This is a genomic window from Thermodesulfobacterium sp., from assembly GCF_030445475.1.
Lineage (GTDB): Bacteria > Desulfobacterota > Thermodesulfobacteria > Thermodesulfobacteriales > Thermodesulfobacteriaceae > Thermodesulfobacterium > Thermodesulfobacterium commune.
Map to the genome: position 1 here is coordinate 37,709 of NZ_JASUTP010000006.1, position 12,774 is coordinate 50,482.

General features: G+C 39.4%; 13 protein-coding genes and 3 tRNA genes. 9 read left to right on the forward strand and 7 right to left on the reverse strand.

The annotated features are described in order from the left end of the window. The first annotated feature begins 16 nt into the window (after nt 1–16). The 6 genes from PWP26_RS03530 to holB are packed head-to-tail and all read left to right on the forward strand — an operon-like array spanning nt 17 to nt 5,917. Nucleotides 17–1,228 carry a type II secretion system F family protein gene (locus PWP26_RS03530; protein WP_287568194.1) on the forward strand — a complete coding sequence of 404 codons (1,212 nt, stop codon included), beginning with the start codon at nt 17–19 and terminating at the stop codon, nt 1,226–1,228. A 21-nt stretch (nt 1,229–1,249) separates the two neighbouring features. Beyond that, nucleotides 1,250–2,206 (forward strand): magnesium transporter CorA family protein, encoded by a 957-nt coding sequence (locus tag PWP26_RS03535; RefSeq protein WP_287568196.1) that lies wholly within the window; start codon nt 1,250–1,252, stop codon nt 2,204–2,206. A gap of 30 nt (nt 2,207–2,236) precedes the next feature. Continuing rightward, nucleotides 2,237–2,878: a methyltransferase gene (locus PWP26_RS03540; RefSeq protein ID WP_051754551.1), complete on the forward strand. Its 642-nt coding sequence runs from the start codon at nt 2,237–2,239 to the stop codon at nt 2,876–2,878. Then, the gene (prmC, locus tag PWP26_RS03545) at nt 2,878–3,711 is read left to right on the forward strand and encodes a peptide chain release factor N(5)-glutamine methyltransferase (protein WP_051754550.1); all 834 of its coding nucleotides are present in this window, start codon (nt 2,878–2,880) and stop codon (nt 3,709–3,711) included. Before PWP26_RS03540 ends, prmC begins: the two co-directional genes overlap by 1 nt. Further along, the gene (gene murA / locus PWP26_RS03550) at nt 3,699–4,973 is read left to right on the forward strand and encodes a UDP-N-acetylglucosamine 1-carboxyvinyltransferase (protein WP_038062681.1); all 1,275 of its coding nucleotides are present in this window, start codon (nt 3,699–3,701) and stop codon (nt 4,971–4,973) included. The genes prmC and murA overlap by 13 nt, the downstream gene beginning before the upstream one ends. Beyond that, nucleotides 4,970–5,917, forward strand: a complete 948-nt coding sequence (gene holB, locus PWP26_RS03555) for a DNA polymerase III subunit delta' (RefSeq protein ID WP_301398958.1) — start codon at nt 4,970–4,972, stop codon at nt 5,915–5,917. The genes murA and holB overlap by 4 nt, the downstream gene beginning before the upstream one ends. Before the next feature lie 4 nt (nt 5,918–5,921). On the opposite strand, the gene PWP26_RS03560 is transcribed toward holB, so the two are convergent. Then, nucleotides 5,922–6,299: a CGGC domain-containing protein gene (locus tag PWP26_RS03560; protein WP_273010536.1), complete on the reverse strand. Its 378-nt coding sequence runs from the start codon at nt 6,297–6,299 to the stop codon at nt 5,922–5,924. 92 nt (nt 6,300–6,391) lie between these two features. Then, entirely contained in the window at nt 6,392–6,589 is a 198-nt protein-coding gene (locus tag PWP26_RS03565; protein ID WP_022855202.1) for a rubredoxin, read from the reverse strand. A gap of 145 nt (nt 6,590–6,734) precedes the next feature. Here PWP26_RS03565 and PWP26_RS03570 point away from each other — a divergent pair. The 3 genes from PWP26_RS03570 (at nt 6,735) to PWP26_RS03580 (ending at nt 7,023) form a co-directional block, all read left to right on the forward strand. After that, a tRNA-Gln gene (locus tag PWP26_RS03570) sits at nt 6,735–6,806 on the forward strand. 18 nt (nt 6,807–6,824) lie between these two features. Then, a tRNA-Ser gene (locus PWP26_RS03575) sits at nt 6,825–6,915 on the forward strand. Between the two features lie 35 nt (nt 6,916–6,950). Then, nucleotides 6,951–7,023: transfer RNA gene (locus PWP26_RS03580), tRNA-Thr, on the forward strand. A 9-nt stretch (nt 7,024–7,032) separates the two neighbouring features. Here PWP26_RS03580 and trpD read toward each other — a convergent pair. The 5 genes from trpD to recA are packed head-to-tail and all read right to left on the reverse strand — an operon-like array spanning nt 7,033 to nt 12,767. Continuing rightward, the gene (trpD, locus tag PWP26_RS03585; RefSeq protein ID WP_038062677.1) at nt 7,033–8,070 is read right to left on the reverse strand and encodes an anthranilate phosphoribosyltransferase; all 1,038 of its coding nucleotides are present in this window, start codon (nt 8,068–8,070) and stop codon (nt 7,033–7,035) included. A gap of 1 nt (nt 8,071) precedes the next feature. Then, nucleotides 8,072–9,376: a TldD/PmbA family protein gene (locus PWP26_RS03590; RefSeq protein ID WP_301398959.1), complete on the reverse strand. Its 1,305-nt coding sequence runs from the start codon at nt 9,374–9,376 to the stop codon at nt 8,072–8,074. A 7-nt stretch (nt 9,377–9,383) separates the two neighbouring features. Further along, a complete protein-coding gene (gene eno / locus PWP26_RS03595) occupies nt 9,384–10,664 on the reverse strand; it encodes a phosphopyruvate hydratase (RefSeq protein WP_038062675.1) in 1,281 nt (426 codons plus the stop codon). Nucleotides 10,665–10,674: 10 nt separating this feature from the next. Beyond that, complete coding sequence (gene rfaE1 / locus PWP26_RS03600) at nt 10,675–11,679, reverse strand: D-glycero-beta-D-manno-heptose-7-phosphate kinase (protein WP_287568205.1); 1,005 nt, start codon at nt 11,677–11,679, stop codon at nt 10,675–10,677. A gap of 23 nt (nt 11,680–11,702) precedes the next feature. Continuing rightward, entirely contained in the window at nt 11,703–12,767 is a 1,065-nt protein-coding gene (gene recA / locus PWP26_RS03605; protein WP_287568207.1) for a recombinase RecA, read from the reverse strand. Nucleotides 12,768–12,774 lie beyond the last annotated feature (7 nt).

Below are 12,774 nucleotides of genomic sequence, written 5' to 3' on the forward strand. Positions count from 1 at the left end.
TTAAGAGAGGCAAACGATGCCTTTATATGAATGGGAGGGAAGGTCGGTTACCGGAGAAATAAGAAAGGGGGTTTTAGAAGCTGCCAATCCTCAACTGGTAGAGGTTTACCTAAGACGTCTCAACCTTACTCCGATAAAAATCACCGAAAAAAAACAAACTTCCCTTAGATTTTTTAAACTTAAATCCGTTTCTGATAAGGAATTAGCGGGGTTTACCAGACAGTTTGCAGTTGTCTTAGAGGCAGGACTCCCAATAGTAAAATGTCTTGAAATTTTGGCTGAACAGCAAAGAAATAGGTATTTTAAAGAGGTTATAAGAGATATTAAATATAAAGTAGAAACAGGAGTTGCCTTAAGTGAGGCAATGGCTCACTATCCTAAGATTTTTAACAATCTTTACATTCAGATGATAAGGTCTGGAGAATCAAGCGGTAATTTAGACATGATTTTACATCGTCTGGCTGATTATATAGAAAAGGTAGTGGGGATAAAAAGTAAAGTTAAACATGCAATGATTTATCCTTCTGTGGTGGTGGCAGTGACCATAATAGTGATCTCTGTTATCATGCTTTTTGTTATTCCTAAGTTTGCAGAGATTTATGAAAGTGCAGGCCAAGCTTTACCATGGCCTACTCAGATAGTTATTAACATCAGTAAAAACTTCGGGAAAATACTGATTTTTTTAATCCTTTTAGGAATAGGTTTAAGCTTGGGTATAAAAGTTTATAGGAGATCCGAGCAAGGAAGATATGTTACCGATAAGTTTTTATTAAAACTACCGTTATTAGGAGAGTTATTTTTGAAAGCGGCAGTTGCGAGAACTGCAAGAACTTTAGCTAACCTGGTAGGGGGTGGGGTTCAGCTGCTTCCTGCTCTTACGATAGCTGGTGAAACTTCAGGTAATAAAATTATAGAAAAGGCTATGGAAGAGGTAAGGATTAACGTTTCTGCAGGTCAGTCTATCGCAGACCCGATGATGGCAACCGGAGTTTTTCCTTTTTTTATGGTAGAAATGGTAAGGGTAGGCGAAATGTCGGGAAAACTTGAAGAAATGCTTAATAAAGTGGCAGGATTTTTTGAAGAGGAAGTAGATAGAATGGTAAACACCCTTTCTACCTTGATAGAACCTATTTTGATCGTGATTTTAGGTGTGATAGTAGGTGGTATTTTGGTAGCCCTTTATCTACCTATCTTTAAGCTTGGTGAAGTTATCGGTGGAATGCGGTAGTAGTTGTGTTAAGGGAGAAATATGTTCAGAGTTTATAAATCAGAAAATGGCATATTATTACCGGCTGAGTCTATTATTCCTCATACCTGGATCTGTCTTTTTAATCCTTTAGAAGAGGAGATGTCTTATTTAGAGAAAAAGTGTCATATTTTTCCGGAGTTTCTTAGATATCCTCTTGATGAAGAGGAAAGGCCAAGGATTGAAAAAGAGGAACAACAGGTTCTTATCATCTTACGGGTACCAGACATTATTTCCAAAGGAATTTTTGTAAGGTATGAAACCATACCTATAGGGATCATCTTGACAGACGATTATATCATCACAGTTTGTCTTAAAGACCATCCTATTTTTGAAGACTTTATCACCTTTGCCAATAAAAGTAAGACGTTTGACCTTAGAAATCCTGTGAATTTTTTGCTTAATTTTATGTTAAGTGCTACCTCTTTGTACATTAAACTTTTGAGAAACATAGACAAGGCCCTTGAAGAATATGAGGAGGAAATTTTTAAGGCTATAGAAAACGAAGAAATTATCAAGATGCTTAGCATAGAAAAAACTTTAACCTATTTTAACACCTCTCTGCAAGGCAACGATACAGTGCTTACTAAGATACAGAGCGGAAGATATGTAAGGTTAACTGAAGAAGACCAGGAGGTTTTAGAAGACCTTCAAATAGAAACCAGACAAGCTATAGAGATGACTAAAGTCTTTTTAAACATCGTTTCTGATACGATGGATGCCTATGCTTCTATCATAAACAACAACCTTAACCTTATCATGAAGTTTTTAGCCAGTATGGCTATCATCATTTCCATTCCTACTACCATCTACAGCATGTATGGAATGAATATACCCCTTCCTTTCCAAGAGCTTCCACCTTTTAAAGGTACCTCTTATGCCTTTCTGTTTGTGAATTTAATAACTCTTTTTATCATGTTTCTGTTATTTCTTTTTTTTAGAAAAAAGCGTTATCTCTAATAATATTATTTTGGATAAGGGAGATCAACCATGCAAATTGATACTCTTACCTTAGAAACTGAGAAAATCACGGTTAGAGACAAGACATTTAAAATAATAAGACCAGCCAAACTTGAAGAAATTTTTGAGGGTGATCCCTTTTTAGAGGTAGAGAAGTTTCCTCTTTGGTTTAAGGTATGGGAAGCAAGCTTAGTGTTGGCAGATTATGTGGCAGGGTTAAGTCCCTCTAAAAAAATTTTGGAGCTTGGGGCTGGGCTTGGGGTGGTTAGCCTGGTAGCTGCAGGTTTCGGGCATGAGGTGTTAGCCACAGATTATGATGAAGTCCCTTTAAAATTTTTAGAACTTTCTGCTAAAGAAAATGGCCTTTCTATAAGAACTCAGGTGTTAGACTGGAGAACAGTAAACCTTAAAGAAAAATTTGATGTGATATTAGGAGCTGAGATAGTTTTTCGAAAAAGCCTTTTTGACCCTCTTTTAGAACTTTTTAAAAATCTACTGGTAGACCAAGGGGAGGTAATTCTTGCTCATAGCGGCGATAGAAAAAGACTGTTAGTACCTTTTCTGTATAAAGCTCAAGAACATTTTGAGGTGTTAACCAGCATAAGAAAACTAAAAGAAAAAGAAGGTACCCAGGAGGTTATCCTAAATAAGCTTGTTTTTAAAAAGAATTAATGAAGGTTTCTCAGGCCTTTAGTCAAGGAAGAACACTTCTTTCTCAGATTGAAGACCCTGAGTATGCTACTTGGGAAGTTCTGTTAATCCTTTCTCATATTTTAAAGGTAAAACCTCTTTCAGTGTATCTTTATTTTGATGAGGAGATTTCAGAGGAAAAATTCTGGGAGATTCTCGAAGAGAGGTTAAAACGAAAGCCTTTAGCTTATATCCTTAAAGAGGCCTATTTTTGGGGTAGAAAATTTAAGGTAGAAGAGGGGGTGCTGATTCCACGGCAAGATACTGAAACTTTAGTTGAGGCTTTTCTTGATTTAAATATAGAACAAGGATGGGTTTTAGAGTTAGGGGTAGGGTCAGGGGTGATAGTGATTACCTTACTTTTAGAAAAGTCAGGACTAAAAGGTGTAGGGGTAGATATAAATCCCAAGGCTCTTGCCTTAACTGATAAAAACGCTCGGTTCTACCAGGTAGAAGAAAGGTTGTTTTTGTTAAGAGGAGATGGCTTAACTCCTTTTAAAAAATCTGGTTATTTTAATGTGATTTTTTCTAACCCGCCCTATCTCAGTTTAGAAGAATGGGAAAACCTGGAAGAGGAAGTCCGTGTTTTTGAACCTAAGGAGGCTTTGGTTGCAGGTCCAAAAGGAACAGAGTTTCACGAAAGGTTGATGCAAGAGGCTCCTTATTACCTAAAAAGGGGAGGTTTTTTAATTTTAGAAATAGGCTATAATCAGGGAGAAAAAGTTAGAGAGTTGGCTAAAAAACATAACTGGGAAGCTAAGTTTTATCGTGACTTAAGAGGATATGAGAGGGTAGTGGTGTTATGGAAAGAGTAAGCGAAAGAAGGTATGTGATAAAAGGTGGATACCCTTTAAAAGGGGTGGTAGAGGTTAGCGGAGCTAAAAATGCTGCCTTGCCTGCGATTGCTGCTACTTTGCTTGCACCAGGAGAGTATCGGTTAAAGAGGGTTCCTAAGGTAAGGGATGTTTTTTGCATGCTAAAGATTTTAGAGTTTTTAGGGGCTACCTGGTCTTTTGAAAAGGACGCACTTATAATAAATACCTCAGGTATAAACAAAACTTCAGTTCCTTATGAACTGGCTACTCAAATAAGGGCTTCGGTGTTGTTTTTGGGAGCCCTTTTAGGGGCTAAAGGAGAGGCTGAGGTCCCTCTTCCAGGAGGATGTGCTATCGGTAAAAGGCCGATAGACCTGCATTTAAAAGGAATGGAAAAATTAGGGGCAGAGATCTCTTTGTATCATGGAAACCTGAGGGTAAAGGCTTTAAACCTAAAGGGATGCGAGATAGTGCTTGATTTTCCCTCAGTAACTGCTACAGAAAATTTACTTATGGCAGCTTCTGTAGCAGAAGGAGAGACGGTTATTAAAAATGCAGCTAAAGAGCCAGAGGTTGTTTTTTTAGCTGAGGTTTTAAAAAGTATGGGAGCCCATATAAAAGGGGAGGGAGAGGATACCATATATGTGAAAGGTAAAAAAAAGTTAAAACCTGCACACATAGAAATTATCCCCGACCGGATAGAGGCTGGTACGTTTTTAGTCTTAGGAGGGCTTTTAGAAGAAAACGAGTTAGAGATAAAAAACGTAAACCTATCTTACTTAGAGGTTCCTGTTTCTAAGCTTCGAGAAATAGGGGTTTATGTAGAAAAAACAGGTAAAAGGTCTTGCTTGGTTAAAAGGGAGAAAAGTTTAAAGGCTACCAAAATAGTTACCGCCCCTTATCCTGGCTTCCCTACAGATTTGCAGCCTATTTTTACGGTGTTGTTAACCCAAGCTCAAGGCATGTCTTTGGTGGTAGAGAACCTTTTTGAAAACCGGTTTTTATACGTTTTTGAGTTAAACAGGATGGGAGCAAACATTAAGTTAGAGGACAGGACTGCGATTGTTAATGGTGTGACCCCTCTTTTTGGCTCCCCGGTAAAAGCAACAGACCTAAGAGCTGGGGCCGCTTTAGTTTTAGCAGGCCTTTGTGCTGAAAACACAACCACCGTGTATAACGTAGAGCTAATAGAGAGAGGGTATGAAAACTTTGTAGAAAAATTACAAGGATTAGGTGCAAAAATAGAAGTTGAAACCTTATGAATGTAATAACTTTGGATCAAATTTTAAATCAAAACCCTGCTGTGACCTTACTGAAAAGGGCTCTATCTACAGACCGTTTATCCCATGCCTATCTTTTTACCGGTCCTAAGGGAGTAGGAAAAGAAACTACAGCTTATGCCTTTGTTTTTCATCTTTTTTGTCAAAAAGACCCCCTTTCTCCCTGTGGAGTTTGTGTAGCCTGTAAGAAGATATCCAAGGAAACTCATCCTGATGTTTTGAAAATTAGTCCTGAAAAAAAAGAGATAAAAATAGACCAGATAAGGGAGATCATCAATTTTTTGAGATACCGTCCTATAGAGGCAAAGTATAAGGTGACTTTAATTCAGAATGCGGAAAGGATGAACCTTGAGGCAGCCAATGCTCTTCTAAAATCCTTAGAAGAACCTCCTTCTTATGGAATCTTTATTCTTATTACAGAAAATTTTACTCAGCTTTTACCGACGGTGGTTTCAAGGTCGCAAGTGGTCAGGTTTCATCCTTTACCCAAAACGACAGTTTATAGAGTTTTAACCGAACGGTATGGATTTGAAAAACAAGTTTCTCAGACATTAGCAGAGATTTCTCAAGGTAGCTTAGGAAGAGCGTTAACCATTGCAGAAAAAGGTTTTTTGGAAGAGCTTAACAGTTTTGTAAAGGCAGGGTTTTCTAACAGCCCATACCTAAGGTTTAGGGTAGCAGAAAGGTTTGCCAGCTTCAACTACCAAGATTTAGAAGTGATATTCTATTTGGTCTTAGTTTGGATATGGAGGTCTTATCTAAAAAGATTAATCGACTATCCTTATCCAGAAGCTTTTCCAGAAGAGATTTATCCTAAAGAGCCCTATCCAGCTTTTTCCTTAATTCAAGAAACCTTACAAGCCTTAGACCGCTACCTTAACCCAGAGCTGGTGTTTTACAGGTTGTTTTTAAGGATGTTTGGTTAAAGGTTTAATCCCCAAATATACTTGGTGGTGCATAAGGATGGGTGCCTTCTACCACCTCTACTCCGGCTTTTTCTTTGATGGCAGCAATTAGGTCGTCTTTTCTTTTGCAGAACTTCATGATACAGGTGCCTACATGTACAGCGTCTACCTTTTCGTTGAGGGCGTTTAATTGAATTTTTAAGAGCAATAAGCTACAGATTACCCTATTTTTGTTTCCTTCACAACCTCCACAGTCTACGATACCTACAATATGAGCACCCTCCTCTTGATATCTTGCAAACTCTCCTTCTTTTCTACTTAAAGCTACAAAACATTTGGCATCCCCTGGACACAGGTTTTGTTCAGAGATCATCTTACATTTTACTAAAACGATGTTTTTCATAGTCGCCCCCCTCCTTTATCATAGAAGCTAAAGTATATTGTTGATTAACATTATAAATATTATAAAATAAGATTTTAATTTTGTCAAATTTTTTAAGGTTTTTCTTCTAATTGTTCCATCGGTCTAAAAGCTTTTTTGCTTGCTCCACAGATTGGGCATTTCCAGTCTTCAGGCAGTTTCTCAAAAGGTGTACCTGGAGGGATTTTACCCTTTCGGTCCCCTTTAGAGGGATTGTAGATATAACCACAATTTGAAGTAGAACATACCCAACATCCTTCAAAGTTGTTCATAGTTTTTTCTCCTGTATAGGTTTGATTTTACTACTTAGAATAAATTATAAATTAAATATTTTTCTTTTAAAGTAATAAGAGGAAAGGTTAACTTTACAAAACCAGAAAATATGTTATATTTTATACAAAAGGTATGTGGAACAATTCCGGGGTCGTCTAACTGGCAGGACATGGGACTTTGGCTCCCAGAATCGTGGTTCGAATCCACGCCCCGGAATTTTTTAAATTTTTTTTTGGAGGAGTGGCCGAGAGGTCGAAGGCGCTCGCCTGCTAAGCGAGTGTACGGGCTAAAACCCGTACCGCGGGTTCGAATCCCGCCTCCTCCGTTTCTGGGGAGGAAAATTCTTTATATAAATTCTCTGCCGGCGTAGCTCAATCGGCAGAGCATGGGATTTGTAATCCCAGGGTTGAGGGTTCAAGTCCCTCCGCCGGCTTTTAACTTTTTAGTTCTTCAGATTTCTATAATAGTTTTTTATTTCCTGCCACTTATCCCAGATTTGCCCAGACCTTACAAGTTCTTTGGCCTTTTCTACACCTGATCTTATGTCTATTGCTTTTTCACAAAGATAAAGTGCTGCCCCTAAATTTAAAAGAAACATGTCTTTTACAGGACCTTCAAGCTGATTTTTAAAGAGTTTTTCTAATATTTCAAGGCTATGTTGTGGACTTTTAACCTGTAATTCTTCTAAGTTCTCACATCTTTCAAAACCCAGATCTTCGGGGTCTAAAAAGTAGGTGGTAATCCTTTCGTCTCTTAGTTCTGAAATCTTGGTTGAACCGGTGATGGTAACCTCGTCAAACCCTTCTTCTCCAAAGACCACAAGTGCTCGTTTTACCTTTAAGGCGTCAAGCACATAAGCTATTTTTTCGGTCATCACGTAACTGTAAACCCCCATCAGCTGATGGGTGGGAGAGGCAGGGTTTAAGAGCGGTCCTAAAAGGTTAAAGATGGTTCTACCAAGTTTTTGGCGGATGGGGATGACTTTTTTAAAGGCTGGGTGGTATAAGGGAGCAAACAGGAAAGTAAATTTCAGGTCTGTTAAAGCTTGGGCTGAGGCTTCAGGGGATAGGTCAAGGGGAATCCCTGAGGCCTCAAGAAGGTCAGCACTTCCTGATTGACTGGAAACAGAGCGGTTCCCATGCTTGGCTACATACACTCCCTCTACCGAGGAAAGGGCGATGGCTACAGCCGTAGAAAAGTTAAAACTATTTTTAGCATCCCCTCCTGTTCCACAGGTGTCTACCAAAATGGCTCCTTCAGGGGGATTAAACGGAAGTTTAGTCATCACTTCTCTATAAGCTAAAGCCGCTCCGGTAATCTCTTGCCAGGTTTCTCCCTTTTGTCTTAAGAGTTCTAAAAAAAGTTCTACCTCTTCGGGAGAGAAGTCGTCTGTAGCTAACGATTTAAAGATATGATAAGCCTCTTCTTGGGTAAGATGTTGATTTTGTTTAAGTTTTATAATCCCTTCTTTAAGGGTCATTTTATCCTCCTAAATCCATCTTATCTATCAGAAGGCTTGGACTACCCACACTTCCATAAAAACGAAGGTCTTGGCCTACAGCCACCACTTTTTTAAACATCTCAAAAATGTTTCCTGAAAGAGCCATCTCACTTAAAACCTTAACCGGCTCTCCGTTTTTATAATAAACCCCAGAAACTCCTACCGAAAACTCACCAGAGATGGGGTCTGCCGTATGACTTCCCAAAAGTTCTAACACCTCAAATACCTCAGAAGAAAATCTAAGCAGCTCTTCTTTAGTATAAGGTCCTCCTTTAAAGTAAAGGTTGGTTGAACTTACTTTAGGACTACTTTTAAAATCATCCCTTCGTGCATTTCCTGAGGTAAAGTGCCCCAATCCAAGATTTTCAGCCTGTTTTTTCCAGTAGGTATCAAAAAGATAACCTTTTATTACTCCCCTTTCTAAAAGGGTTTTTGTGGTTTGTGGGGCACCTTCGTCGTCAAAAGGTCGGCTTTCGATAAGCCCTTCGGTTAACCCGTCATCTATCAGGGTAAGGTTTTCAGAAAAGAACTTATCTCCTAACTTATCTTTTAGAAAAGATCTGCCTTTTATAACTTCTTCTCCTAAAAAGGAGAACTCCAAGACCTCTAACAGGTCTACAGCCATAAAAGGGGGGAAAAGCACCGGAATTTTTAGGTTAACTCCCTTGTGGCTTTGACTTAAGAGTGAACCTCGAACACAGGCCTCTTTTACCCTTTGTTTTAATTCTTCTTTGTCTAACCTTCTTCCTTCATACCATTCATAAGAAGAGGCTTCTTTTTCTCTATCCCCTGCTATCACTGAAATTAAAAAGGTATAAAAAGGCTCTTCCCAGACCAGTAAAATCCCTTTTCTTAAAAGGGCGATTTTATGTTTCCCCCAGGAAAGTTTGATTTTTTCTACTTTTTTGATTCGGTCAAAGCTTAAGGCTGTTTCTTCAAGCTCCTCTAAAAAGGCTTTAAAGTCCTCATCTGGGATCGAAACTTTAGGAGAAAACACCTTAGAAGGAACCTCTTCTGGAAAAGAAGCAGGCATTCCTTTGTCTGAAAGGACTTTGGCTTTATTTACCGCAAGCTCAACGTTAGTTTCATCTAAAGAGGTGGTATAAGAAAGCCCAGCTCTTCCGTTTGGATTTAAATATCTAACCGTAAGGCTTTCGTCTCGGTATTCCTCTTCTAAGAAGATTTTTCCCTCTTTTTTTTCTAAGGATTTACCTTTTTCTTTTTCTATCCAAAACTCAAGACCGGGATCCTTATCAACAAATTTTATAAGGGCCTCTATATCCATGGTCTTCTTACAGATTAGATAAAATTTGTTTTCCTGCAAAGATTGAAGCATCCCCTAAGTATTCTTCGATCCTTAAAAGCTGGTTAAACTTTGCCACTCTTTCTCCTCTGGCAGGAGCACCAGTCTTAATAAGACCGGTGTTAAGAGCTACCGCAAGGTCTGCGATAAAGGTATCTTCTGTTTCTCCTGACCTGTGAGATATCATACAATTCCATTTATGTTTGTAGGCAAGTTCAACTGCCTCTATGGTTTCTGTAAGGGTTCCTATCTGATTAAGTTTTATAAGAACCGCGTTAGCCATCTTGTTTTCTATACCCCATTTTATCTTTTTAGGGTTGGTCACAAAGATGTCGTCTCCTACTATTTGAACTTTATTCCCTATTCTTTGGGTAATTAATTTAAATCCTTCTGGGTCTTCTTCAGATAAAGGATCTTCGATCGATATGATAGGATAGTTGTTTACCAATCTTTCATAATATTCTACCATTTCTTCTGTAGACAGTTTTTTGTCGATACCTTTTAGGAAGTAAACCCCGTCTTGATAAAGCTCAGAGGCAGCCACATCCATCGCTAAGGCTACATCTTCTCCTGGAGTATATCCGGCTTTTTCTATAGCTTTTATGAGATACTCCAAAGCTTCTTCAGGAAGTCTTATCTGAGGGGCAAAACCTCCTTCATCTCCGATGGAGGTGCTTAAACCTTCCTGTTTAAGGATACTTTTTAAGGCATGGTAAACCTCAGCGCCCATCCTTAGAGCTTCGGCAAAGGATTTTGCCCCCCAAGGAGCTATCATGAACTCTTGAAAATCTAAAGGGTTGTCTGCATGGACCCCTCCGTTTATGACGTTCATAAAAGGTACAGGTAAGGTGCGGGCTCTTATCCCTCCGATATAAGCAAAAAGAGGCATTCCTAATTCCTCTGCAGTAGCCCTGGCACAGGCTAAAGAAACCCCTAAGATAGCGTTAGCGCCTAAGTTAGATTTGTTTTCTGTTCCATCAAGTTCACAAAGCAGTTTGTCTATTTCTGTTTGCCTTCCTGAGTCTAATCCTTCTAACTGAGGGGCGATGATTTCGTTTACGTTGAAAACCGCCTTTTGCACACCTTTCCCAAAAAATCTTTCTTTCTCTCCATCTCTAAGCTCAAGAGCTTCATACTTTCCGGTAGAAGCCCCAGAGGGAACGGCAGCTCTTCCATAAAAACCACTGTCTAACCATACTTCTACCTCTAAAGTGGGATTACCTCTGGAATCAAGAATTTCTCTTGCTCTTATGGTTGCTATTTTACCCATGAAGGCCCTCCTAATGTTTTTTGTCCAAGAAAGCTTTAATTTCTTCCCAGTAAACAGGTTTTGTCCCTACTTTACCTACTACGATGCCTGCGGCTATGTTAGCCAGTTCTAAGGCTTTTTCTAACGGGACTCCTGCGGCATAAAAAGCGGTTAAAGAGGAAATCATCGTATCTCCCGCCCCAGACACATCATAAACTTCTTTAGCCTGGGCAGGAAGATGAAGCCCACCCTTTTCTGGGTGTACCAGAAATACCCCATCTTTACCTAAGGTGATCACCAAAAAGTCTAACCCAAACTTTTGTATCAAGGCCCTCCCAGATTGTTCCAAGTCGTTTGTAGAAAGGTTTTCTTTAAGGGCTGTTTCTTTAAATTCCTTAAGGTTAGGAGTGATAGTTGTGGCCTTTTGGTATTTCTCCCAGTTGATACTCTTTGGGTCAACCAAAACCGCTTTACCTGCTTTTCTGGCTTCTTCTATCAGCTCCTTACAAAAATCTTCTTCCTTTAGAACACCTTTGGCATAATCTGAGAGGATCACCGCATCTGTCTCTGGTAAAACCTTTTGATAGGTAGCTTTTAAAACTTCCATAGTTTCCTGGTCTAAAGGGTCTCTTTTTTCAAAATCGACCCTTAGAAGCTGTTGCGACTGGGCTATAATTCTCGTTTTAACAGTGGTAGGTCTTTTAGGGTCTTCAACTATCCCTTGAATTCCTATCCCTTGTTTTACAGCTAACTCTTTTAAGGTTTCTCCCTTATCGTCCTTTCCTACTACCCCCATCAGCTCTACCTGAACTTTAAGTCCTCTTAAGTTAGCAGCAACGTTAGCTGCACCTCCTAAGGTATAATAAGTAGAACTCAGGTCAAAAACAGGCACTGGAGCTTCCGGAGAGATACGGTTTACTTCACCTAAAAAGTAACAGTCCAAAATCAAGTCTCCTACCACGATAACCTTAACTTTCTCAAGCCTTTCTTCTAAGGTTTTTATAAACTTTCTGTTAAAGGTTTCTTCTTTTCTCATGGTTTAAATAATAATCTTTATCTTTATTTTCTCTTTTGAGATTTTTCTGGAGCCTTTTCGACAGGTTTTTCAGAGGGGGTTTTAATCAAAGGCAATCCTGCCATTTCTCGTATTCTATTTTCTATTTCTAAGGCAAGTTGTTTGTTTTCTTTTAGTAATTTTCTTACGTTTTCTTTGCCTTGCCCAAGTCTTTCTCCCTGATAAGAGAACCAGGAACCGCTTTTTTCGATTACTTCCATCTCTACCCCAAGGTCAACCAGCTCAGCCTCCTTAGAGATACCTTCTCCAAAATAGATGTCAAATTCCACCTCTTTAAAAGGAGGGGCCAATTTGTTTTTTACCACTTTTACTTTTACCCTGTGTCCTAATGGTTCTTGTCCTTCTTTTATGGAGGCGATTTTCTTTATCTCAAGTCTTAACGAAGCAAAAAACTTAAGGGCCATACCTCCAGGGGTGGTTTCTGGGGGACCTCCGTAGCTGAAAGTCCCTATCTTCATTCTAGTTTGGTTAATAAAAACTACAGCGGTGTTGCTTTTAGAGATGGCAGAGGTAAGTTTTCTCATGGCTTTAGACATAAGACGAGCCTGCAGCCCCACTTGTTGGTCCTCCATTTCGCCTTCTATCTCAGCCTTAGGTACAAGGGCTGCAACTGAGTCTATCACTATGATATCTACCGCCCCACTTCTTGCTAATACCTCTGCTATCTCTAAGGCTTGCTCTCCTGTGTCTGGTTGGGACACAAGAAGGTCTTCGATGTTAACCCCTAACTTTTGGGCGTAGTTTAGGTCTAAGGCATGCTCAGCGTCGATAAAAGCAGCTACTCCCCCCTGTTTTTGAGCCTCGGCTACCATGTGAAGGGCTAAGGTAGTTTTACCTGAAGCCTCAGCCCCGTAGATCTCTGTTATCCTTCCTCTGGGGATGCCTCCTATACCTGTAGCAATATCAAGACTGAGGGACCCGGTAGGAATTGCAGAAACTTCTATTTTTTGAGTCCCTTCTCCGAGTTTCATGATAGAACCTTTACCAAACATCTTCTCTATTTGAGAAATAGCAGCCTCTACCGCTTTTTTCTTTTCTGAAACATCCATAAAAATA